We start from the raw sequence: 22,918 nt of genomic DNA on the forward strand, positions 1-22,918 counted from the left end.
CGCATGGCACGCCTGACCCCGCTGCTCTTCGTGCTGCTGTGGAGCAGCGGCTTCATCGGCGCCAAGCTCGGCCTGCCCTACGCCGAGCCCCTGACCTTTCTGCTGCTGCGCTACCTGCTGGTGATTGCGCTGCTGTCGCTGCTTGCCTTCGCCACCCGCGCGCCGTGGCCACGTGACGCGCGCCAGATCGCGCATATCGGCGTAAGCGGGCTGTTGGTCCATGCGCTCTACCTTGGGGGTGTATTCACCGCGATCCACCATGGCCTGCCGGCGGGTATCACGGCCCTGGTGGTTGGCATACAGCCCCTGCTGACGGCGCTTGTTGCCGGCCTGTTGCTCGGCGAGCACGTGAGCAGGCGGCAGTGGGCCGGCCTCGCGCTTGGCTTCGCCGGCGTAGCGATGGTGGTCGCACACAAGACCGGCAGTGTTGAACTGGCCACGCTGGGCGGCATGATCCTGCCCGCGCTCGCAGCCCTGCTGGGCATTACGCTCGGTACGCTGTATCAGAAGCGCTTCTGCCCGCACTTCGATCTGCGCACTGGCGCCGTCGTGCAGTTCGGCGCCAGCGCGCTGGTGACCTTGCCAGTCGCGCTCGCCACGGAGTCGATGCATGTGCAGTGGCATGGCGCCTTTGTCTTCGCGCTCGGCTGGCTCGTTCTGGTGCTGTCGATCGGTGCGATCACGCTGCTGAACCTGCTGATCCGCCGCGGCAGCGCAGTTAACGTGGCGCGGCTGTTCTATCTGACGCCGCCAACGACCGCGCTGCTCGCATGGGCGATATTCGGCGAAACGCTCACCGGCCTCGCGCTCGCCGGCATGGCCGCGGCGGTCACCGGCGTGTGGCTCGCAAAGGGGCGCTGAATGGAGTCGATCGAAGCGATCCGTATCCTCGGCATCGACCCGGGCTTGCAGAGCACCGGCTTTGGCGTGATCGACAAGCGCGGGTCAAAACTCAGCTATGTCGCCAGCGGCTGTATCCGCACCAACGAGCGCGAGCCACTGCCGCAGCGCCTTGGCGTGGTGTTCGACAGCATCCGTGAAGTGATCGCCAAGTACGCCCCGCACCAGGCAGCGATCGAAGAAGTCTTCCTCAACAAGAATCCGTGGTCGACGCTGTTGCTGGGCCAAGCACGCGGCGCCGCGATTGCAGCGATGACGACCGCCGGCCTGCCGGTGGCGGAATACGGCACGATGCAGATCAAGAAGGCCGTCGTCGGCCAGGGGCGTGCCACGAAGGATCAGGTGTCGCACATGGTGGTACGCCTGCTCACCCTCGGCGGCGTGCCACAGTCGGACGCGGCCGATGCTTTGGCGTGCGCGATTTGCCATGCGCATACCGGGCACGGCTTCGGCATTGCCACGCCAGCAGGCGGCCGTCGCCGCGGAGGGCGCGTGCTGCCGCCGGGCGCGAAGCCGCGCAGGTGACAAGACTCACGCTTGGCAACAGCCGTCCTGTGTCACGATCGCGCCTGCATATTCAGTCACGGAGTTTCACAGAATGAACCAAGCATTCCTTATTCGTCGCCTGTTTGGCGGTGCGACCTTGTGCGCAATGCTCAGTGCATGCGGCGGAGGTGGCGATACCGAGCCTCCGCCCCCGCCACCGGAGCAGCCGGCCGCCGCGACCGAGATTACAGCCAGCAACATGGATACCATTACCAGTGCGGCCCTGTTCAGTGCCAACACCGCTGGCTATGGCGCCAACCTTGGGTCGATTCCATTGACGACGAGCGCGACGTCATCGACGCCGCTCGGAATCGCGGTGCAGAAACTCCTCCCAGCGCTCGCAACGGTCACCGCAGGCGCCGTGCCCACCGCGGCGCGCTCCACGCCGCCAACACTGGCCATGTCGCCCCCCCCTCCGCCATCGACCCTTCCACCGATCGACGAACAAAGCTGTAGCGGCGGAGGCAAGACGTCCATCTCGGTGATCGATATCAATTCGAATAAGGTTGCAGACCCGGGCGAGCCCTTCCGGTTTCAGGCCGTCGCCTGCCAAGAAGGCGATACAACCCTGCAAGGCAGCATGGATTTGACTGTAGTCTCGCTGACCCAATCGAATGGCAGCGTGACTTCGGCGAAGCTCGAGGTTATCTATAACTTCAACACCGTAATCGGCGGGCGTAACGACTACATAGGCGGCTCACTTAGCGTCGACCTGGTCAGCGCACAAGGGGTTACAACCACTACCATGCGCGGAACGCCGATTCATACGCTGGGAGTGGGCGATCAATGGCTCGCGCTCCAGCATGACAGCTACACGGCCACCATGACCGATTTGCTGTCTGGCGCATCCAGCCTCGACTTCTCGAGCAAGTTCCACTTCACGGGTGTTGGGGTCACGCGCCCGATCGCCGGCTCGGTCGTCACACGCACGACCTCTCCGCTGGTATTCGACGCAAACGGCAACATCACGTCGGGCGCCGTCCGGGTCACCATCGACGGCAAGCCTGCAATCATGGATGTGAATGTGACCAACGGCGTCGCGAACATCTCGCTCGATACCGACGGCAACGGTTCGATCGACACGACGCACAACGTCACGATCGATTCGCTCAAGCCGCTGTTGTGATCGTCGTGGCGCCGCGGTATCCATGCGGCGGCGCCACGCATTCCCTTTAGGCCTCGCCCCAGCCCGCCTGAACTAGAGGCCGTTCACGGCGGGTCGGACAATGCCGCACGAAACACCGCAGGTCCGGGAGGCGCGCCGACCCGATGAATATCGCGGGGCGCGAGCGGCCCGGCAATCGGCAACGATGAGCTGCAATGAGCGCGCTACGGCAGCCTCAATTTTCCCGCTGTCTCTCTACGCGAGAGCCTTCCGCAATGAGGCGCCGTGGATGCGCCCCCATGCGATCCGCCAAGCGCACACCAATCGCCAGCTCGGCGCCACCGCCAACAGACCAAACTCCGCCCGGCCAAGTTATTGCACGGGCGAGTCTGCGACGCATCCAGCCCTGATTTGACGAATCGCATTGCGCAGCGGACCCGCACCGAAATCGGCGCAACGTGCGGCCTAAGCTGTAGGTGTGATCGCTTCACCCATCGGGGGTTCCCAATGACTTCATCACGCCCGTACCTCATCTCAGCCAGCGCCTTGCTGCTTTCGGCCTGCGGCGGCGGTGGTGGCGGCAGTTCGTCGACGCCACCGGTGTCACAGGAAATTACCGCAGCCAACATGGAGACGACCGCGGCGGTTGTCGTCAATACCGTCGATGCCGGTGCATCACTGGCGGATCTCTCCGACTCCTTCGTGACCGGCTCGCCAGCATTGGCGCGGGTGCGGGTGGCCGAACGCGTCATCGGGCTCGCGCCCAAGGTTGCCGCACAGGTGTACGACGCCAGCCGACCCTGCACCGGCGGCGGCAGTGTTGCGGTCAGCCTCAACGACGCCGATAACAACCTGGCATTGACTGCGGGCGACTCGGCCCGCCTGAGCTTCGCAAACTGCACCGAAGACGGCGCCAGCTTCAACGGCATCTATGACTTGTCGATCACCGCTGCGTCGGGCGACTTCCTTGCCGGCACCGGCGCGATGGGCATGTCGCTCGGTATCCACAACTTGGTTGGCGTGTATGGCACCGAGCGCATCAGCATGAACGGCAACGCCACACTCAGTCTGATCCAGAGTTCAACCACCTACGCCACGGCGACAATGACCATGAGCAACATGCTCGTCGCGACGTCGGGCGGTACGGCCGGTGACGCGAGCGTCTCGATCCCCTCTGCGACCATCGCCGCCGTGCGCAATGGCGCAAGCGCGAGTCTGACGTTCTCTGAACAACTCGGCATTCAGCACAGCGCGTACAGCGGCAGCGTCTCGGTCGTGTCCGAACAAGCGGTGTACTACACCAGCCGGAGCGACCTTTACCCGAGCGCCGGACGCATCCGCACCAGCACCGGCAAGAGCACGCTATGGCTGACCTACCTGGGGGGTGACGCGGCCCAGCTGGATCTGGATGCAAACGGCGACGGCGGCGTGGATACGACCAAACAAGTAAAGCTCAGCGAGCTCGACAAGCTCTGACGATCACCGACACAGCAGCCCTGCCGCCCCGCATCGCCGGGGCGGTTTTGTTTATGGCGATGCCGCTTTATCTTCGCCGCTACGGTTTCGCTTGAGGCCCGCGCGGCAGCGGCCTAGCATCGACCCACGTCGACGCTTCCTGAGGGGCCTTGCATGTCCGAATCGCCGCGGGTCGGTTTGTTCGCCACCTGCCTGATGAACGTCTTCCGCCCGAACATCGGCTTCTCGGCGGTCGCATTGCTCGAACGCGCGGGCTGCAAGGTATCGGTGCCGATGGCGCAGACCTGCTGCGGCCAGCCGGCCTGGTCGGCGGGTAATGACGAGACTGCTCGCGCGCTGGCGCGTCAGGTAATCGAACAGTTCGAGGGCTTCGACTACGTCGTCGCGGCCTCGGGTTCCTGCATCGGCACGCTGCGCAAATACCCCGAGATGTTCGCGTCCGACCCGGACTGGGCGCCCCGCGCACTGGCGCTGGCGGGCAAGTCACACGAGCTGCTGAGCTTTCTTGCGGATGAGCTTAAGGTGAATGTCGATAGTGCCTATCCCGGCCGCGCGAGCTACCACGATTCCTGCAGCGGCCTGCGAGAGCTGGGCGTGAAATCGCAGCCCCGTTCGCTGTTGGGCAAGGTGAAGGGCCTGTCGCTGCTGGAGATGGACGACGCGGAGGTGTGCTGCGGTTTCGGCGGCAGCTTCTGCGTGAAGTACCCGGCGATTTCGGAAAAGATGGTGGACGACAAGATCCGCTCGCTGGAAGCGACCGGCGCGGACACCCTGCTGGGCGGCGATCTGGGCTGCTTGCTGAACATCGCCGGGCGGCTCAAGCGCAAGGGATCGCGCATCCGCGTGCTGCATACCGCCGAGGTGCTCGCCGGCCGCGCAGATGGCCCCGCGATCGGGGACGAGGAGCCGCGATGAATCCCGCCGCCGGCAGCTTCGAATCGCGCGCGGCGCTCGCACTGAAGGACGCCTCGCTGCAGAAGGCACTCGGCAACTTCAAGCCACTGTTCGTCGCCAAGCGTGCCAGCGCAGTAGCCGAGCTTGCGGACTTCGAGGCGCTGCGCGAGCGTGCGGCGCAGATCAAGAATGCGGTGCTCGGCGAACTGGACGTCTGGCTGGAACGCTACGCCGCCGCGGTAGAGGCCGCTGGCGGCAAGGTGCATTTCGCCAGTGATGCGGCCGAGGCGCGCGAGATCATCCTCGGCATCTGCCGCGACGCCAACGCGAAGACGATCTGCAAGGGCAAGTCGATGGTCAGCGAGGAGATTGCGCTGAACCCGGCACTGGAAGCGGCGGGCTACGAGGTCGTCGAGACCGATCTGGGCGAGTACATCATCCAGCTCGCGCAGGAACCGCCCTCCCACATCATCGCGCCGGCAATCCACAAGACGCGCGAGCAGGTGGCGGATCTGTTCGAGGCGCACCACCCCGGTCGGCCGCGCGAAGAATCCGTCGCCGGGCTGGTGAATGAAGCGCGCCATGTGCTGCGCGAGAAGTTCTTCCGGGCCGACGTCGGCATCACAGGCGGCAACTTCCTGATCGCCGAAACCGGGAGCAGCGTCATCGTCACCAACGAGGGCAATGGCGACCTGTCGCAGACGCTCGCGCGGGTGCATATCGTCACCTCCGGCATCGAGCGCGTGCTGCCGACGCTGGACGATCTCTCGGTGTTCCTGCGCATTCTCGCGCGCAGCGCGACCGGGCAGGACACCGAGTGCTACACCACGATCTCGACCGGCCCGCGGCGCGCGGGCGACCCGGACGGGCCGCAGGAATACCACGTCGTACTGGTCGACAACGGCCGCTCGAAGATGCTGGGCGGCAAGTTCCGCGACATGCTGCGCTGTATCCGCTGCGGTGCTTGCATGAACCATTGCCCGGTGTACAGCGCCATCGGGGGGCACGCCTACGGTTGGGTTTATCCGGGGCCGATGGGCGCAATCCTGACGCCGCTGTTCAACGGCATGGCCGAGCACTACGACCTGCCCAACGCCTGCACGCTCAACGGCCGCTGCCAGAGCGTGTGCCCGGTGAAGATTCCGCTCACCGAGCTGATCCGCACGCTGCGCAGCGAGCAGGTGAAGGTGGGCCTGATGCCGGCGCGGCAGCGCACGCTGCTGGCCGCCTGGGGCTGGGTCGCGCGCCAACCTGGCCTCTACCACGCGCTGGAGCGCTTCGGCAGCCGGCTGCTGCGGGCACGCGCCGGCCGTGCCGGCCGAATCCGCGCCCTGCCCGGCGCGAAGGCCTGGACGCAAGGCCGCGATCTGCCAGCGCCGGCGGGTGAGACCTTCCTCGAACAGTGGCGCAAGCAACGAGGTGAGGCATGAGCCGGGACGCCGTATTCGCCAGCATTCGCGCATCGCTCAAGGGCGCAACGCGCGTCGAGCAGCCAGCACCGGTCTGGCACCACCCGGCGCCAAACGAACCCGCATCTTTGCCGCGCTTCCTCGAACGCGCCGCCTTCCACGCCTGCACGCATGAGCGGATCGCAACACTGGATGAGCTGCCAATGCGCGCACTGGCGTGGCTGGAATCGCGCACGCCGCTCACTACCTTGTGGATGGCGGCGCCGCTTGCTGAGCTTGCATGGCCGGCAACGCTCGCGCGCAGAAGCGATGCCGCCGCAAAGGACACCATCGCCGCCGTATCGCTCGCATTCGCCGGCATTGCCGAAAGCGGCACCTTGGTGATGTGCAGTGGCCCGGAATCGCCGATCACGCACAACTATGTGCCGGAATTCCATGTGATCGCGCTGCGCATCGCCGACCTCGTCGCGAATCAGGAAGCGGTCTGGGCCCGCCTGCGCGAGCGCGGCGCAATACCCCGCGCACTGAACCTGATCGCCGGACCCTCGCGCACTGGCGATGTCGAGCAGACGATACAGATCGGTGCGCACGGGCCGCGCGCAGTTCACATCGTGCTGGTCGGCTGACGGCCCACACCCATCGCGTTTGCGCCGTTGATGGCAGTCAAGGCTGGCCCGGGGGCCGCCGCCTAACCTGCATCGAACGACAGGGGGAGCCGGCGGTATGTTTCGCATCAGCCAGTACATGCAATTGATCGCCGCGCTCGAACGCGGCGAGGCCCCGCCGCGTACTCGCGCCGGACAGCCCAGCGGCCCGGTGGTGATCTGGAACCTGATCCGCCGCTGCAATCTCACCTGCCGGCACTGCTACTCGATCTCGGCCGATACCGACTTCCCCAACGAGCTGAGCACCGAAGAGGTGTTCCGCACGATGGACGATCTTCACGCCGCAGGCGTGCGGGTGCTGATCCTCTCCGGCGGTGAGCCGCTGCTGCGGCCGGACATCTGGCCGATCGCCGACCGCGCGAAGGCGATGGGCTTCTATGTCGGGCTGTCGACCAACGGCACGCTGATCGACGCAGCCCTTGCCGAGCGCGTCGCGGCACAGGGCTTCGACTATGTGGGCATCAGCCTCGACGGCATCGGCGCGACGCACGACCACTTCCGCCGCAAGGAGGGCGCGTTCGACGCCTCGCTCGCCGCAATCCGCCTGCTTCACGCGCGGGGCGTGAAGGTCGGCGCTCGCTACACGATGACCGAGGGCAACGCGCACGATTTCGAACCGCTGCTCGATCTGTGCGAGCGCGAGGGGATCGACAAGTTCTACTTCTCGCACCTGAACTACGCCGGCCGCGGCAACAAGAACCGCAAGACGGATGCGCAGCACGCGACGACGCGGCGCGCGATGGTGACCTTGTTTGCGCGGGCCTTGACCGACGCTTTGGCCGGCGGCACCCGCGAATACGTCACCGGCAACAACGATGCCGACGGCGTGTTCCTGCTGCAGTGGGTGCATCGCCACTTCCCGCAACACCATGCGATCGTCGCCGAGCGACTGGTGCGCTGGGGCGGCAACGCGTCGGGCGTGAATGTCGCGAACATCGACAACCTTGGCGTCGTGCATCCGGACACGATGTGGTGGCACCACCCGCTCGGCAACGTGAAGGATCGCGCCTTCGGCGAGATCTGGGCCGACACGTCCGACCCGCTGATGGCCGGCCTCAAGCAGCACCCGCGTCCGGTCACCGGCCGCTGCGGCGCCTGCGCCTACATGGCGATCTGCAACGGCAACACCCGCACCCGCGCGCAGCAGCTGACCGGCGACTTCTGGGCCGAGGACCCGGGCTGCTACCTGAGCGATGAGGAGATCGGTGTGGAGCCGGCAACCGCCGTGCGTAACGCGGTCCCTGTCGTCGAGGCCCGCTGATGCGCCACCTGCTCGCTGCCGCGCTGCTGAGCGCCGCCGCCCTCGCGCAGGCCGCCGACCCCGCCGCGCTGTTCCAGCAGCACTGCGCCAGCTGCCACGGCGCCGACCGGCTCGGCATCATGGGCCCGGCGCTGCTGCCGGAGAGCCTCGAACGGCTGAAGAAGCCGGAGGCGATCAAGACCATCCGTGACGGCCGCGCCGCGACGCAGATGCAGGGCTTCGCCGACCGCCTCGCGCCCGCTGATATCGAGGCGCTGGCGGGCTGGCTCTACACGCCAGTGGAGCCCGCGCCGCATTGGACCGAGGCCGACACCGCCGCGTCGCGCGTCGTGCACTTCGCACCGGGCAGCCTGCCCGACACGCCTCAGTTCAAGGCCGATCCGCTGAACCTCTTCGTCGTCGTCGAGGCCGGCAACTCGACGGTCAGCATCCTCGATGGAGACCGCTTCGAGCGCCTGGAGCGCTTCCCGTCGAAATTCGCGCTGCACGGCGGGCCCAAGTTCACGCCGGATGGCCGCTATGTGTTCTTCGCCTCGCGCGATGGCTGGGTCTCGAAGTACGACCTCTACAACCTCAAGACCGTCGCCGAAATCCGCGTCGGCCTCAACACGCGCAACGTCGCCGTGTCCGCCGACGGCAGATTCGTCGCCGCCGCCAACACCCTGCCGCGCACCATCGTGCTGATGGATGCCGACCTCAAGCCGATCAAGACCATCGCCGTCGCCAACCTCAAAGGTGATCAGCCCTCGCGCGTTGCCGCGATCTACGACGCCGGCCCGCGCAAGAGCTTCGTCGCCGCGCTGCGCGACATCCCCGAGCTGTGGGAGATCAGCTACGACCCGAAGGCCGAGCCGATCCACGACGGCTATGTGCACGACTTCAAGATGGGCGAGGCGATCGCCAAGCCCGGCTATCTGAACGTGCGGCGCATCCCGCTCGAAGAGTCGATGGAAGACTTCTTCTTCGACCCGCCCTACCGCAACGCGATCGGTGCGGCGCGCAGCGGTGGCCGCGCGCAGGTCGTTAATCTCGACGCCCGCATTAAGGTCGCCGAGCTGCCGGTCGCCGGCATGCCGCACGTCGGCTCGGGCATCACGTGGGCCTATGAAGGCACGACCGTGCTCGCCACGCCAAACCTGCGCGAGAGCGTGATCTCGGTGATTGACCTGAAGAGCTGGCGCGAGATCGCGCAAATCCCCGCGCTCGGCCCCGGCTTCTTCCTGCGCAGCCACAGCAGCACGCCCTACGCCTGGGCCGACGCGATGATGAGCCCGAAGAAGGACACGATGCTCTTGATCGACAAGGCCACGCTCAAACCCGCCGGCACGATCACGCCCGCCCCCGGCAAGACCGCCGCCCATGTCGAGTTCGACCGCAGCGGCCGCCACGCGGTGGTCAGCATCTGGGAGCGCGAAACCGACGGCGGCGCGCTGGTGATCATCGACGCGAAGACGCTGAAGGAAGTCAAACGCCTGCCCGCCGACAAGCCGGTCGGCAAGTACAACGTCTGGAACAAAACGCAGAAGGACGAAGGTACGAGTCACTGACCTGTACTGCCTCGGCACGCGGAAATACACCGCATAACGGGGAGATCACCGCGCGACACCGAGGCACAAGCCATCAGTCGGTGGCCGCCTACCTCCGACGATGCCAATCAACGCACGCACGCGCCCGAAGAGTTGGTCACGTGTCGCCTGCATCAGCTTGAACTCGCGCTGCGCAAAGTCCCGCTCGCCAGCGTTCAGATGGGCGGCGATGGTGTCGGCCTGAACATGCAACTGGTCGTGCAGCGCACGTATGCTGGCCACGCCCGCGCGCTGCGTTGCGCCCTCGTGCGCGAGCCAGCGTCCGAGTCGGCACTCGGTCACTTCCAGATACGGGAAGTGGGCTGCGCCGTCGGGCTGTACCAGCACGGCGCGAATGCGATCCATCCACTGGTAGTGCTCAACTTCGGCGCCGAGCAGGGCAAAGTCCTCGCGCGCGAGGTGCGGCACCTGCTCGCCCCAGCTCGGGAAGGGCCGATAGTCGCGCGCCCACGCGACCAGCTCGTGAGCCGGCATCGGGCGCGCGATCGCATAGCCCTGTGCCTGGTCGCAACCCAGCGCGAGCAGGATCAGGCCGTGCTGCTCGGTCTCCACCCCCTCGGCGACCACCGTGCGGCGGAACACGCGGGAAAGGCCGATCACCCCTTCCACGATCGCAAGGTCTTCGGGGTCATGCAGCATGTCGCGGATGAAACTCTGGTCGATCTTGATGACCTCCGCCGGCAGGCGCTTGAAGTAGGAGAGCGAGGAATAGCCGGTGCCGAAGTCGTCGATCGCAGCACCAATGCCGAGCCGCTGGCAGGCTTCGATAACGCTGCCGACGTGCTGCAGATCTTCGATCGCCGCGGTTTCGAGAATCTCCAGCTCCAGCGACTGCGCCGACACCTCCGGGTACGCCAGCAAGGCTTGCTCGATGAAGCCGACCAGGTTGGCGCTCTGCAGATGGCGCGCCGCGATGTTCAAGCTCACACGCAAGCGGAGGCCTTCTGCCTGCCAGGCACGCAGGCAGCGCAGCGCCTCGCCGATCACCCACTCGCCCAGCGTGATCGACAGCGGGTGGTCCTCGATCTGGGGCAGGAAGGCGGACGGCGGCAGCAGTCCGCGCTCGGGATGTTGCCAACGCACCAGCGCTTCGGCGCCAACCACCTTGCCAGCGCGAAGGTCGACGCGGGGCTGGAAGTGCAGCACCAGCTCGCCAGCAGCGATGGCCGCGCCGATCCGGCTGATGAGTGCGCGCTCCTCGCGCGCGCGGCGGTCGAGTTCGGCATCGAACAGGTGATAGCGATTGCGCCCGCCCTGCTTCGCGACATACATGGCCTGGTCCGCGTGGCGCAGCAAGGTGTCGGGATCGGCGCCGTCGGCCGGAAACACCGTGACACCGATGCTCGCCGAGATTTCCACCACCGAGCCTTCGAGGCGATATGGCGCCGCCACTTCAGCGAGCACGCGCCGCAGCGCCTGTTCGCATTCGCCGAAGTCGTCCAGGTCGCGCAGCAGCAGCACGAATTCGTCGCCGCCGATGCGTGCGACGGTATCGCCACCACGCAGCACGCCGCGCAGCCGACCCGCCACATCCACCAGCAGCACGTCACCCGCCTCGTGGCCCAGATGGTCATTGACCGCCTTGAAGCCATCCAGATCCAGATAGGCCACCGCCAGCATCGCCTGCGAGCGCTCGGCCTGCTGCAAGGCCATCTGCAGGCGGTCGGCCAGCAGCACGCGATTCGGCAGCCGCGTCAGCGCGTCGTAGTGGGCCAGATGGGCGAGCCGCTGTTGCTGCTCCTTGATCAGCGTGACGTCGTTGAACACCACGATGCCGGCAATCACGCTGCCGTCCGCAGCGCGAACCGGTGCCGCGTTGGCGGTGATCCAGCGGTCCCGCCCCTCGGCATCGCGCACGATCAACTCGGCGTTCTCGGTGACCTCCTCACCCTGCACCGCACGCGCGATCGGCCAGTGCTCCATGGCGCACGGGCTGCCATCGGAGTTGAACACCTGCCAGCCTTGCATGAACGCGCTGACGGACTGCTCGTCCTCACCCGGCGCCATGCCGCGCAGATGAATCGCTGCAGGGTTGGCAATGCGCAGACGCATGCTCGGCGCATCGACAATCACGATGCCTGCAGGCGATTGCGCGATCGCCGCCTGAAGCAGCGCCCAGGCGCGCTCGCGCTCGGCCTCGGCTTGGTGGCGGGCGGTCACATCTTCCCCGATGCTGGCGACACCGATCACCGCGCCATCGGCATCGCGCAGCAAGGTGTTGTTCCAGGCGATGTGGCGTACGCTGCCATCGCGGCAGCAGATCTCGTTCTCGAACTGGTCGACGCCGCGCCCTTCAGCCAGGAGCGCCCTGAACACCCTTCGCACCGTGTCGCGCTGCGCTACCGATACCGTATGTTCGAACCAGTCCTGGCCGACCAGCTCATCTGTGCGGTAGCCCAGCAACTCAAGCAGGAAGGCGTTGCAGAAAGTGACCCGCCCCTGCAGATCGAGTTGCACCGCTGCAAGCTTCACGTTCGCCAGCATCTCGCTGAAACGTCGCTCCGACGCACGCAGTTGTGCCTCGACCCGCTTCACGCCGGTGATGTCGGCCGCCGAGAGCACCACCGCCAACACCCTCCCGTTTTCGAACACCGGCGTCAGCTCGGTCAGGTAGTCGTGCGAGCGCCCTTGGGGGTCCGACAAGGCGTACTCCAGCGTATAGCTGGTGGCGCTGCGCCAGACTTGCTGAAGGCTGGCCGTGATGCGCCCCTGCATGGCCGGCGGGAACCATGAAGCCAGCCGGGTTCCCAGCACCTCCGCCTCGGTGACACCCTCGTAGGTGCGGTTCACGAAACGGATCACGCCAGCGGCATCAATTTCGTAAAGATAGGCCGACGCGCTCGAAGTGATCGCCCTCAGGCGCCGTTCGCTCACCGCCAGCTGTTCCGATACCGCGTGCCGCGCCGTGATGTCGAGCGCAACGCCACGCAACAGGCTGTAGCCCTCGCGTTCCGGCATGCGCGTGACGATGTTCTGCAGCCACAGGTAACGCCCATCCTGTGCCTGGACTCGGAACTCCAGCTCGAAAGCGGATTCGTTGCTCTGCATTGCTTCGGACAGGCGCGCTTTCACCGCTTCGCGGTCATCCGGGTGGGTGCGCTGCAGCCAGAAATCCGGCCCCTGCCAGTCGGCCACCGGGTAGCCCAGCAGCGGCACCACCCGCTCGCTGATGAAGAGCATCCCGCGCGGCCCGCGCTCGGCTTCCCAGATCACGCCGTTGAGTGAATTGACCAGCTCGACGTAGCGGCGCTGCGCGGCGCTCAACTCGGCGGTGCGACGCTCCACGAGCTCTTCGACGCGCCGGGTGCGCCCCGCCGAGGTGAGCACGAACGCGACAAGCAGCGCGCTGCCCACCAGCCCGAAGAGCGGCGCCCACCAGCGCAGAACCCCGCTCTGCGCGGCAAGGTAGGCATGCTGCGCGGCAACCCGCAGCGTCCAGGATCGATCGGCGACGTTGAACGACGCGCGCGATACGAATGCGCCGTCGTCGAGCGTTTCACAACCGGCCGCACCGGCAATCCGCAATGGCGCCCGGTCGCTGGTGTCGGACAGGCAGACCAGCAGGCCGGGTGGTGTGGATGCGGCCAGGTGCTGAACGAGGTCATCTAGCGAGAAGGCGACGAAGATGACGCCTCCCGGCTCACCGCCAACCTTGCCATCGCCGCCAGCGCGGCCGTGGGGCAGGTACACGACAATGCCGCGTTCATCCGCCCGCCGCTGCTGAGCAAGGCGGAAGGGTTGCGTCGCCGCCGCGCGATCGCTCTCCAGCGCGCGCGTGGACGCTTTGCGGGAAGCATCGACGGTGAACACGTCCAGGCCCAAGGCATCGCGGTTCCCGCCAAGCGGCTCGACCGCCGTGATGACCAGCCGCTGCCGCGCCTCGCCCGGCGGAGCGGGGCGGCGCACCCCGGCGGCATCGCGCACGATGATCCGGAAGTCCGCCAGTCCCGACGCACGCTGCCGTGCAACCAAGGCCGGCAGATCACGCGCCGCAACGATCTCGGCACGCCCAAGCGCCAGCACGGCGGCATCGCGCGCAAGCCATGGGCGGACAAAACGGCTGAACTCCTCGCGCGTCACATCATCGGAGTTCTCGATGAACTGACGCATGCTGAACAATGCATCGACGGGTGACTGCAAGCTGTCGCGCAAGCCACGCAGCATGAAGGCCGCGTCGCGCTCGAGTGCGCGATCAACCCGGCTGCGCTCCCACGCGCTGAACTGCAGGAAAAGCACCACCAGCGCGACCAGCGCCACGGCAATCGGCAAGCCGACAGCAAGACGCCGGCCATGCCAGCTGTCGCCACGGCGGGCAAGAACCAACAGCGTCAGCGGCGCAAAGCTGATCGCGCCAAGGGAATCGCCGAGCCACCAGTTCCACCACGAGAAAGGCAGTTCGCCCATGGGAAGCCGGCCAAGGCCGTAAAGCGCGGGCAACGCCAGGCTCGCCGCGACGGCGCAGCTCAGGATGACTGCCCCCAGAAAGCGCATCACGTCGAGCGGCTCATCGAGCCGCAGCGAACCGCCCACCAGCCGCATCACCAGCCCGCGGCCGCACCAGGCCTGCAGGGTCACGGCCAGTGCCACCGCGCCGGCCGGGACGGGCAGCAGCGCCGCGGAAAGCGCGTAACCGTGGGCAAGATTGACCAGCAGCGCGCCGAAGAAGACGCCGGGCAGCAGCCGGCATCCGAAGATCAGCACCACGCCCAGCGCGATGCCCGCCGGCGGGAACAGCGGCGAGGCATAGCCCGGTGGCACGGCGAGCATCAGGCTGAGCAGCCCCGCGATGAGGTAGGCGCTTGCCAGCGCGGCGTTGGCGCGCAGCAAGGCAAGGCCGCCGATCTCGCGCTCACTGCCCTCCGGTTCGCAGAGCTCTCCGACCATGCCCGACCTGACTCCCAATGAAACGGCGTAACGCGATCATCGGCTCAAATGCGGCTGCTACGCCCCTTAGCCCAGACCTGAATTAACGTCCGCCAGCCCCGGAACTGAAGCGAGTCAGCGGGCCGCCGCGCCAGCGGGGAACGACAAGCCTGCAAAGCTCGCCCACCGCAGACTATTCTTGTCTGTGCGGGCCCTTACCGTACGCCCGACTTCCGCCGTGCCTCAACCCACCCCAGGAGTGCAGGATGAACTTTCAGAACATCATCGATACCGTGAGCACCCAGCTCACGACCTTTGGCCTCAAGATTCTTGGCGCGATCGCGGTCTGGATCGTCGGGCGCTGGCTGATCGGCCTTGCGGTGCGGGGGATCTCCGCCGCGATGACCCGCCAGCATGTCGACCCCACCTTGCTGCGCTACATCGGCAACATCGTCAGCGTGGCCCTGAACATCGTGCTGGTGGTGGCCATCCTTGGCTACTTCGGTGTTGAAACGACCTCGTTCGCCGCCCTCGTCGCCGCCATGGGTATCGCGATCGGCGCAGCCTGGGCCGGCTTGCTGGCCAACTTCGCGGCGGGCGCCTTCCTGGTTGTGCTGCGCCCGTTCAAGGTGGGCGACTACGTGAAAGTTGGCGGCGTTGAAGGCACCGTGATGGAGGTCGGCCTCTTCGCCTCCGCGATCAACACGCCAGACAACGTGCTGACCATCGTGGGCAACAACAAGATCTTCGGCGACACGATCCAGAACTACTCGACCAACCCGTATCGCCGCGTCGAGCGCACCGCCCAACTCAACCACGCGGTGGATGTGAACGACGCGATCACGCGCCTGAAGGCTGCGCTCGCGAACATTCCAAATGTGGTGACCGAGCCGGCCCCGACCGTCGAAGTGCTGGATTTCACGCCGATGGGCCCGGTCTTGGCAGTGCGCCCGTTCTGCCATACCGACCATTACTGGCAGGTGTACTTCGACACCAACAAGGCGATCCGCGACACCTGCGGCGCCGCAGGCTACCCGGTGCCGGAGCAGCACTTCCACGTACGCCAGGGCTGATCGGCCCCACCCAGCGAAACGGCGGCCCGCGGGCCGCCGTTGTTTTATCCGTTGCTGGACTCTGGCGCGGGTTCTCGCCAGGGCGCCACCTGCACCAGCAGCAGCATGCCGGGCAACGCCAGTGCAAAGCACAGCGCGAAGAAGCCCACCCAGCCCAACTGCTCCACCAGCACGCCGGCAAACGCGTTGATCACCGTGCGCGGCACCGCCATCAGGCTGGTGAACAGCGCGAACTGCGTCGCCGCGTAGGCCGGATTGGTCGTGCGGGCGATGAAGGCGACGAAGGCCGTGGTGCCAAGGCCGACGCCGAACGCCTCGACGCCGATCACCAGGCCGAGCTGCAACACATGCAGGCCGGCGGGCTGCTGCCACAGCATCGCCCAGGAGAAATCCGGCAGCGCCAGCATCGCCGCGATGTCGCCGGGCCCTGGCCCCAGCCATGCGAGCCATGCGAAACCCAGAATCGCCACCGCCTGCGCCACGCCAAAGACCCACAGCGCCCGGTTGATGCCAAGGCGGATCATCCACACGCCGCCGAGCAGCCCCCCCGCCACACTGCACCACAGGCCGGCGTTCTTCGCGACGATGCCGATGTCCGTTTTGGTAAAGCCCATCTCAAGGTAAAACGGCGTCGCCAGCGCGGTGGCAAGTGAATCGCCGAGCTTGTAGAAGAAGATGAAGCCGAGCACCAGCGCCGCACTGCGCCAGCCATGCCGCTGCATGAACTCGTGAAAGGGCTCCACCACCGCATCACGCAAGGTGCGCGGCGCCGACCTGGCGGCCGCGGGTTCGCTCACTGCCAGCGACAGCAATGCGCCAGGAATCATGAAGGCCGCGGTGATCGCGAAGACTTCGAACCAGGGCAGATGGTCGGCAAGAAACAATGACAGCGAGCCGGGCACAAGGCCGGCAATCTTGTAAGCATTGACGAAGACCGCGTTGCCGAAGCCCAGCTCCGTTTCGGCCAGCAACTCGCGGCGGTAAGCGTCGATGGCAATGTCTTGCGTTGCCGAAAGGAAGGCGACGAGCGCGGCGAGAATCACGACGGCGCTCAGGTCCGCGACCGGGTTGAGCGAGCCCAGCGCCACTACCGCACCAATCAGCGCCAGCTGCGACAACAGCATCCAACCCCGTCGCCGGCCCAGGCCCGGCACGCCGAAACGGTCGGCGAACGGCGCCCACAGGAATTTCCAGGTGTAGGGAAACTGCACCAGCGCAAACGCGCCGATGGCCTTGAGCGACAGCCCTTCCGTTTTCAGCCAGGCCGGCACGAGATTGAAGAGCAGGAACAGCGGCAGACCTGAACTGAAACCTAGCACGATGCAGATCAGCATCTTGCGGGTCAGCAGGGTCTTCCAGATCGAGGGGGCGGATGCGGTACTCATGGGCGAATTAGAGCATGGCGCCCGCACCGGCCGCGATGCGCTCGCCCGACGCCCGTCATTCTGCAACGCTGCGACGGAGCCGCCGACCCGCGAGCCGCAACCCGAAGAAAGGCGCCACTTGACCGCGATCAAGTGCCCCTGTCATTTCGGGCGACGATGGGTTTTCCGAACTCTGTATACGACATATAGTGCGCCGGAACACAATTCAACACTACAGGTAGTGCATCACCATGAGCACACTTTCGGCCACATCCCAGCCTCTACTCGGCGCCCTGCCCGCGCAAGTCCTCAAACGCGACGGGCGAACCCTGCCCTTCGACGTCGCGAAAATCCGCAAGGCGATCGTGGCCGCCGGCGCGGCATCTGGCGAGTTCGAGGCGGGTGAGGCGGCGCGGCTGACGGCCACGGTGGGCAAGGTGATCGCACACCGTTTCCACGGCGAAACGCCGACGATCGAGGCGATCCAGGACATCGTGGAACAGGTACTCGTCGCCGCGGACTGGTTCGCCACGGCGCGCGCCTACATCGTCTATCGCGAGCAGCGGGCCAAGCTGCGCACCGACCGCCGTGCAGTGGTGGATGCGATCGGCTCGATCAACGAGTACCTCTCGCAGAGCGACTGGCGGGTGCGCGCGAACGCGAACCAGGGCTACTCGCTGGGGGGGCTGATCCTCAATGTCTCGGGCAAGGTGATCGCCAACTACTGGCTCAACCATGTGTATCCGCCGGAAGTGGGCGAGGCGCACAAGCAGGGCGATGTGCACATCCATGATCTGGACATGCTGGCCGGCTACTGCGCCGGCTGGTCGCTGCGCACGCTGCTGCAGGAAGGGCTCAACGGTGTGCCGGGCAAGGTCGAATCGGCGCCGCCAAAGCATCTGGGCAGCGCGGTGGGGCAGATCGTTAACTTCTTCGGCACGCTGCAGAACGAGTGGGCGGGCGCGCAGGCCTTCAGTTCCTTCGACACCTACCTCGCCGCCTTCGTGCGCAAGGACCGCCTCGGCTACGAAGAGGTGCGCCAGTGCATGCAGGAGCTGGTCTACAACCTCAACGTGCCCTCGCGCTGGGGCACGCAGACGCCCTTCACCAACCTGACCTTCGACTGGGTCTGCCCGGAAGACCTGAAGGAGCAGATCCCCTACATCGCGGGCGAGGAAATGCCCTTCGCCTACGGTGATCTGCAGGCGGAGATGGACCTGATCAACCGCGCCTTCATCAACGTGATGATGGAAGGCGACGCCAAGGGCCGTGCCTTCACCTTCCCGATCCCGACCTACAACATCACGCCGGAATTCGACTGGGACCACGCCAACTGTGTGCCGCTGTTCGAGATGACGGCCAAGTATGGTCTGCCCTACTTCCAGAACTTCGTGAACAGCGAGCTCAAGCCGAACATGGTGCGTTCGATGTGCTGCCGGCTGCAGCTCGACCTGCGCGAACTGTTGAAACGCGGCAACGGCCTTTTTGGCTCCGCCGAGCAAACCGGTTCGCTCGGTGTGGTGACGATCAACTGCGCACGCCTGGGCTACCTGCACCGCGGCAACGAGGCCGCGCTGTTCGCGCGCGTCGACGAACTGGTCGAGCTGGCACGCACCAGCCTCGAGATCAAACGCAAGGTGATCCAGCGGCACATGGATGACGGGCTCTTCCCCTACACCCGCCGCTACCTGGGCACGCTGCGCAACCACTTCTCGACCATCGGCATCAACGGCGTGAACGAGATGATCCGCAACTTCACCGACAACGCCGACGACATCACCACCCCCGCCGGCGAAGCGCTCGCCCTGAAGCTGCTCGATCACCTGCGCGCGCGCATGAGCCAGATCCAGGAAGAAACCGGCCACCTCTACAACCTCGAAGCCACGCCGGCCGAGGGTACGACCTACCGCTTCGCAAAAGAAGACCGCAAGCGCTGGCCCGAGATCCTGCAGGCCGGCACCGAGGACCACCCGTACTACACCAACTCGACGCAACTGCCGGTCGGCTTTACCGGCGACCCCTTCGAGGCGCTGGAGCGTCAGGAGGCGATGCAGTCGAAGTACACCGGCGGCACCGTGCTGCACCTGTATCTGGGCGAGCGCATCGATTCCGCCGAGGCCTGCAAACAACTGGTGCGCCGCTCGCTCGAACGCTTCCGGGTGCCCTACATCACCATCTCGCCGACCTTCTCGATCTGCCCCAAGCACGGCTACATCGCCGGCGAACACAAGTTCTGCCCGAAGTGCGACGACGAACTGCTGGCGAAGAAACGCGCTGCCGCGCCCTTGCACTGAACCCCACACAGGAGCCCGAACATGATTCACGAGACCCGTACCGAACGATTCGCCAGCCACCCCGAACTCGACGATGCCGAGCGCCAGCCCTGCGAGATCTGGACCCGTGTGATGGGCTATCACCGCCCGGTCGCCTCCTTCAACCGCGGCAAACAGGGTGAGTTCTACGAACGCCAGTACTTCCGCGAAACCGCGTGCTGCGGCAAGGTCTGAAGCACATGCCGACCGGTGCGTGCGCACCAGCAAACCACCGCGCACGCCGAAGCTGACGCACGCCGAAGCTGACGCACCCCGGCCGTGCAGCGGCCGTATCCGAATCCGATGACTCCGCACGACGATCTCCCCCGCCCGCCCTGGCAGCAACGCATCCAGGTGGGCGGTTTCAATCCGTTCTCCACCGTCGACTGGCCCGGCAAGCTCGCGGCCGTGATCTTCCTGCGCGGCTGCCCGTGGCGCTGCGGGTATTGCCACAACCCCGAACTGCAGACCCGCGTCGGACCCGCGCCCATTGCATGGGACGAGGTGGAGGCCCAACTCGCACGCCGACGCGGCTTCATCGACGGCGTGGTGTTCTCCGGTGGCGAACCGACCGCGGATCGTGCGCTACCGGAAGCCATCGCGCGCGTCCGCGAACTGGGCCTCGCCGTCGGGCTGCACACCGGCGGCGCCTACCCCGAGCGGCTTGAAGCTTTGCTTCCACAGATCGACTGGGTGGGCTTCGACCTGAAGACCGACCCGGCCGATTACGCCAACGTTACCGGAGTGAGCGGCAGCGGCAGTCGCGCGTGGGCGTCAGCAAACGCTGTCGCGCGTTCAGGTGTCACCCACGAGTTTCGACTGACCTACCACGGCGCGCTGGTATCGCCCGCCGCGGCACAACGCGCAGCACAACTCGCTGCCCACCTGGGCGTTGAGCAGTTTGCGCTACAGGCGTTCCGCGCGCAGGGTTGCAACGAGGCATGGCTTGCACGCGAGTCGGCGCTGCCCGATGAACTGGTTGCCCGGATCGCGCCACTGTTCCCGCGTTTCAAGCTGCGTAGCGCCAGCTGACTTTTTACCTGCCGAGGTCTAATCAACCAGCGCTCTGGATTCGCGCGCTCAATTGCTCAGCGCGATTCCTTGATGATGCGGTCACCCGCCTGCTGAATCGGCCGCGCGTTGTTGCGGTAGAAGCGCGAGAAGATCGCAATCTGCTCCGGTGAAACCTGCACCGGTTGCTTCATCACCATCCATAGCACGCCTTCGGTGCAGGGCGGTGTCGTCAATGAACCCATGTAGGTAATGTAGCCACGGTCAGCCGGCAGCAGGTCGGCGGGATTGATCGCGACCGGCGGCTGGTAGGACTCGTTCTTCTCCAGCGGCAGGTTGTTCCACAGCGTCTGGATCACCGGGTGCGCCGTGCCGCGGTCGAGCAGTACCGCGATCACGGCGAGCTTGCCGTCGAGATCCTTGTGCACCAGATGCACCACCATGTCGAAGGCGCGTCCATCGATCCGTTCCTCGGCCGGGCGGTGGAAGTGGAACTGCTGCAGCTCGTAGGTCTTGCCCATCACGGTGATGTTGAGCCCGGGCCCGACGGTCACCTGAATCGTGTGGCCGTTATCGACGATGCGAAAGTAGCTCGGTTTGTAGTCGACCTTGATCGGCTCGAGATCCACCTTGATGCCGTCACGAACGTCGATCGGCGACTGCCGCGCGCCGCTCGCGCAGGCGGCGAATTCTGGCTTCATGCGGCCCCAGTTCTGCGGCCCGGTTTCGCCTTCGTAGCTCCAGTGGGCATGTGGATTGATCGCAGGCACTGCCATCTGAACGGGAGACGCGTCATGGCTGGCCGGCGGTGGCGCCGGGCGCCGCGGCGGCGGCGGGCGGTAGTAGCGTGGCGCAGTCGTCGGCGGAGGCGGTGGAGCCGCCTCGGCGTGTGCTGCCTCAGCCGCTTTCGGTGCCGGCTTGGGCGGCAACTGGATCAGCGGCTTGCCACCGGTGATCGGCTTCTCAGATGGCGGTTCGGGATGCGCCTCTTCCTTCACCATCTGCAGGTCGGCATGTTGAACCGGCGCAGTGGGCGGCGTGATGCGCGGCGCCGGCGCAACCTGGCTGCGGGCCCGCGCCTCGGCTGCCTCAGCCACTTTGGCCAGTTGCTGCAACGAGGCAGGCTTGCAGACTTCCTTGAAGAAGCGGTCGTCCAGCGTGCCGGGCTGGATTGCGATCGGCTTCTGCGTGCCTGCCGGTTCTTCACGGATCGTCAGCCCCGCCCGATCGAGGTACACCCGCTTGACGGTCAGGAAGGTCTGGCTGCGACAGTCGTAACGGTTGAGCGCCTTGATCGTCTTGTAACCCGCCGCATCCACCTCCTCGTCGGCGAGCACGATGCGGCCCCAGGCGACCTTGGTACCCGCATCGGAGTCGAGCACGCTTGCGCGGTCGAGATCGACGCTACGCCCCTTCTCGCGTGCGACGTGCAGCCAATCCGCCGCCTGCGCAGTCGGTGTCGCGGCAAGGCCCAGCAGTGACAGGCAGAAAACGGCGGTACGCATGGTGCTACTCCGGCAAACCCTCTACCGGTGTTTTCGGCCGCAGCGGCCAATGCTTGAGCGGCAAAGGCCGCGCGTCGCTAATCACTGCGCACGACGAGCACACCCGCGAGCAGGATCAACCCGCCGCCAAACAGCGTGCCGGGCCCGAGCGGTTGGCCGAGGAAGGCGACGCCCGCCAGGGCAGTAACGACCGGCTCGAAGGTCGACAGCGTCGCCGCGCGCGTCGGGCCAAGGCGGCGCAGACCAGCCAGAAAGCTGCTGACGCCCAGCACCGTCGACACCACCGCGAGTGCGAACACGCCAGCCCAACCCGCCGCGCTGTGCGGCCAGCGCAGCCCTTCGGGCAGCGTCAGCACACTCATCGCCAAACAGGCCGCGCTGCTGACAACCGCCGCTTGGGCCAGCGCCGGCACGCCGTGCGGCACACGGCGCCCCGCCAGCGTGTAGAGCGCGTACATCAAGCCGGAGGCCACACCGAGCGCGACGCCAAGCGGTTTGGCACCACTCGCGTAGCCGATCGTCAGCGCACAACCACACAGCGCGCAGGCAAGCGCAAGCAGCCGGCGCCGGTCGGGCCGCTCGCCATGCAGCAACCAGGCCAGCAGTGTGACGAAGGCTGGGTAGAGATAGAGCAGCAACGCAACCACCACTGCGGGCGCCAGGGTCAGCGCCGTGAAGTAGCACAGCGCGAGCCCCGCGTAGCCCAGCGCCCCCATGCCTGCGAGCACCCACAAGGCCGGCCCGCGCGGCACACCGAGCCCGCGCACGGCGACAATGCCCCACAAGATCAGCGCTGCCAGCGCGAAACGCAGCGTCAGTAGATCGGCCGGGCGCAGGCCGTCTTGCCAGCCGTAAGCGCTGAACAAGGGCATCAGGCCGAAACACGCCGCGGCAAGCAGGATCAGGAGCACGCCGCCGAGGCGGTCGCGTGTGGGCAATGACATCGAG

At 66.3% G+C, this 22,918-nt stretch carries 17 protein-coding genes; 13 read left to right on the plus strand and 4 right to left on the minus strand.

Annotation, left to right across the window (positions count from 1 at the left end):
* Positions 1-3 precede the first annotated feature (3 nt).
* The 9 genes from HH302_RS16165 (at position 4) to HH302_RS16205 (ending at position 9,803) form a co-directional block, all read left to right on the plus strand.
* Positions 4-861, plus strand: coding sequence for a DMT family transporter (locus HH302_RS16165; protein WP_172203280.1), 858 nt, complete (start codon positions 4-6; stop codon positions 859-861).
* Complete coding sequence (gene ruvC / locus HH302_RS16170) at positions 862-1,425, plus strand: crossover junction endodeoxyribonuclease RuvC (RefSeq protein ID WP_172203281.1); 564 nt, start codon at positions 862-864, stop codon at positions 1,423-1,425.
* A 73-nt stretch (positions 1,426-1,498) separates the two neighbouring features.
* A complete protein-coding gene (locus tag HH302_RS16175; protein WP_172203282.1) occupies positions 1,499-2,572 on the plus strand; it encodes a hypothetical protein in 1,074 nt (357 codons plus the stop codon).
* A gap of 486 nt (positions 2,573-3,058) precedes the next feature.
* Positions 3,059-4,027, plus strand: a complete 969-nt coding sequence (locus tag HH302_RS16180; protein ID WP_172203283.1) for a hypothetical protein — start codon at positions 3,059-3,061, stop codon at positions 4,025-4,027.
* A gap of 153 nt (positions 4,028-4,180) precedes the next feature.
* Positions 4,181-4,942 carry a (Fe-S)-binding protein gene (locus HH302_RS16185; RefSeq protein ID WP_172203284.1) on the plus strand — a complete coding sequence of 254 codons (762 nt, stop codon included), beginning with the start codon at positions 4,181-4,183 and terminating at the stop codon, positions 4,940-4,942.
* The gene (locus HH302_RS16190; protein WP_172203285.1) at positions 4,939-6,351 is read left to right on the plus strand and encodes a LutB/LldF family L-lactate oxidation iron-sulfur protein; all 1,413 of its coding nucleotides are present in this window, start codon (positions 4,939-4,941) and stop codon (positions 6,349-6,351) included. Before HH302_RS16185 ends, HH302_RS16190 begins: the two co-directional genes overlap by 4 nt.
* The gene (locus HH302_RS16195; protein ID WP_172203286.1) at positions 6,348-6,956 is read left to right on the plus strand and encodes an LUD domain-containing protein; all 609 of its coding nucleotides are present in this window, start codon (positions 6,348-6,350) and stop codon (positions 6,954-6,956) included. The genes HH302_RS16190 and HH302_RS16195 overlap by 4 nt, the downstream gene beginning before the upstream one ends.
* Before the next feature lie 97 nt (positions 6,957-7,053).
* The gene (gene nirJ, locus HH302_RS16200) at positions 7,054-8,256 is read left to right on the plus strand and encodes a heme d1 biosynthesis radical SAM protein NirJ (protein ID WP_172203287.1); all 1,203 of its coding nucleotides are present in this window, start codon (positions 7,054-7,056) and stop codon (positions 8,254-8,256) included.
* Positions 8,256-9,803, plus strand: a complete 1,548-nt coding sequence (locus tag HH302_RS16205; protein ID WP_172203288.1) for a cytochrome D1 domain-containing protein — start codon at positions 8,256-8,258, stop codon at positions 9,801-9,803. The genes nirJ and HH302_RS16205 overlap by 1 nt, the downstream gene beginning before the upstream one ends.
* Positions 9,804-9,848: 45 nt before the next feature.
* Here the strand turns inward: HH302_RS16205 and HH302_RS16210 are convergent, their stop codons facing one another.
* The gene (locus HH302_RS16210) at positions 9,849-14,726 is read right to left on the minus strand and encodes an EAL domain-containing protein (RefSeq protein WP_172203289.1); all 4,878 of its coding nucleotides are present in this window, start codon (positions 14,724-14,726) and stop codon (positions 9,849-9,851) included.
* Positions 14,727-14,971: 245 nt separating this feature from the next.
* Between HH302_RS16210 and HH302_RS16215 the strand changes: the two genes are divergently transcribed.
* Complete coding sequence (locus HH302_RS16215; protein ID WP_172203290.1) at positions 14,972-15,778, plus strand: mechanosensitive ion channel family protein; 807 nt, start codon at positions 14,972-14,974, stop codon at positions 15,776-15,778.
* Positions 15,779-15,822: 44 nt separating this feature from the next.
* On the opposite strand, the gene HH302_RS16220 is transcribed toward HH302_RS16215, so the two are convergent.
* The gene (locus HH302_RS16220) at positions 15,823-17,163 is read right to left on the minus strand and encodes an AmpG family muropeptide MFS transporter (RefSeq protein ID WP_253946181.1); all 1,341 of its coding nucleotides are present in this window, start codon (positions 17,161-17,163) and stop codon (positions 15,823-15,825) included.
* A gap of 230 nt (positions 17,164-17,393) precedes the next feature.
* On the opposite strand from HH302_RS16220, the gene HH302_RS16225 reads away from it, so the two are divergent.
* The 3 genes from HH302_RS16225 to HH302_RS16235 all read left to right on the plus strand — a co-directional run bounded on the left by HH302_RS16225 (position 17,394) and on the right by HH302_RS16235 (position 20,486).
* On the plus strand, positions 17,394-19,436 hold the full coding sequence (locus tag HH302_RS16225; protein ID WP_172203291.1) for a ribonucleoside triphosphate reductase: 2,043 nt from the start codon (positions 17,394-17,396) through the stop codon (positions 19,434-19,436).
* 21 nt (positions 19,437-19,457) lie between these two features.
* Positions 19,458-19,649, plus strand: a complete 192-nt coding sequence (gene nrdD, locus HH302_RS22770; RefSeq protein WP_172203292.1) for an anaerobic ribonucleoside-triphosphate reductase — start codon at positions 19,458-19,460, stop codon at positions 19,647-19,649.
* 108 nt (positions 19,650-19,757) lie between these two features.
* The gene (locus HH302_RS16235; protein ID WP_172203293.1) at positions 19,758-20,486 is read left to right on the plus strand and encodes an anaerobic ribonucleoside-triphosphate reductase activating protein; all 729 of its coding nucleotides are present in this window, start codon (positions 19,758-19,760) and stop codon (positions 20,484-20,486) included.
* 56 nt (positions 20,487-20,542) lie between these two features.
* On the opposite strand, the gene HH302_RS22495 is transcribed toward HH302_RS16235, so the two are convergent.
* Both HH302_RS22495 and HH302_RS16245 read right to left on the minus strand, forming a co-directional pair.
* Positions 20,543-21,970, minus strand: a complete 1,428-nt coding sequence (locus tag HH302_RS22495; RefSeq protein WP_172203294.1) for a carbonic anhydrase — start codon at positions 21,968-21,970, stop codon at positions 20,543-20,545.
* Positions 21,971-22,047: 77 nt separating this feature from the next.
* On the minus strand, positions 22,048-22,914 hold the full coding sequence (locus HH302_RS16245; RefSeq protein ID WP_172203295.1) for a DMT family transporter: 867 nt from the start codon (positions 22,912-22,914) through the stop codon (positions 22,048-22,050).
* Positions 22,915-22,918 lie beyond the last annotated feature (4 nt).

It is taken from the genome of Niveibacterium sp. COAC-50 (assembly GCF_013184235.1).
GTDB classification, from domain to species: Bacteria; Pseudomonadota; Gammaproteobacteria; order Burkholderiales; family Rhodocyclaceae; genus Niveibacterium; species Niveibacterium microcysteis.

Bases quoted from the DNA above. Each gene is read 5' to 3' on its own strand.
- HH302_RS16165 (WP_172203280.1), top strand. From the start codon at position 4: ATGGCACGCCTGACCCCGCTGCTCTTCGTGCTGCTGTGGAGCAGCGGC.
- ruvC (WP_172203281.1), top strand. From the start codon at position 862: ATGGAGTCGATCGAAGCGATCCGTATCCTCGGCATCGACCCGGGCTTG.
- HH302_RS16175 (WP_172203282.1), top strand. From the start codon at position 1,499: ATGAACCAAGCATTCCTTATTCGTCGCCTGTTTGGCGGTGCGACCTTG.
- HH302_RS16180 (WP_172203283.1), top strand. From the start codon at position 3,059: ATGACTTCATCACGCCCGTACCTCATCTCAGCCAGCGCCTTGCTGCTT.
- HH302_RS16185 (WP_172203284.1), top strand. From the start codon at position 4,181: ATGTCCGAATCGCCGCGGGTCGGTTTGTTCGCCACCTGCCTGATGAAC.
- HH302_RS16190 (WP_172203285.1), top strand. From the start codon at position 4,939: ATGAATCCCGCCGCCGGCAGCTTCGAATCGCGCGCGGCGCTCGCACTG.
- HH302_RS16195 (WP_172203286.1), top strand. From the start codon at position 6,348: ATGAGCCGGGACGCCGTATTCGCCAGCATTCGCGCATCGCTCAAGGGC.
- nirJ (WP_172203287.1), top strand. From the start codon at position 7,054: ATGTTTCGCATCAGCCAGTACATGCAATTGATCGCCGCGCTCGAACGC.
- HH302_RS16205 (WP_172203288.1), top strand. From the start codon at position 8,256: ATGCGCCACCTGCTCGCTGCCGCGCTGCTGAGCGCCGCCGCCCTCGCG.
- HH302_RS16210 (WP_172203289.1), bottom strand. From the start codon at position 14,726: ATGGTCGGAGAGCTCTGCGAACCGGAGGGCAGTGAGCGCGAGATCGGC.
- HH302_RS16215 (WP_172203290.1), top strand. From the start codon at position 14,972: ATGAACTTTCAGAACATCATCGATACCGTGAGCACCCAGCTCACGACC.
- HH302_RS16220 (WP_253946181.1), bottom strand. From the start codon at position 17,163: ATGAGTACCGCATCCGCCCCCTCGATCTGGAAGACCCTGCTGACCCGC.
- HH302_RS16225 (WP_172203291.1), top strand. From the start codon at position 17,394: ATGAGCACACTTTCGGCCACATCCCAGCCTCTACTCGGCGCCCTGCCC.
- nrdD (WP_172203292.1), top strand. From the start codon at position 19,458: ATGATTCACGAGACCCGTACCGAACGATTCGCCAGCCACCCCGAACTC.
- HH302_RS16235 (WP_172203293.1), top strand. From the start codon at position 19,758: ATGACTCCGCACGACGATCTCCCCCGCCCGCCCTGGCAGCAACGCATC.
- HH302_RS22495 (WP_172203294.1), bottom strand. From the start codon at position 21,970: ATGCGTACCGCCGTTTTCTGCCTGTCACTGCTGGGCCTTGCCGCGACA.
- HH302_RS16245 (WP_172203295.1), bottom strand. From the start codon at position 22,914: ATGTCATTGCCCACACGCGACCGCCTCGGCGGCGTGCTCCTGATCCTG.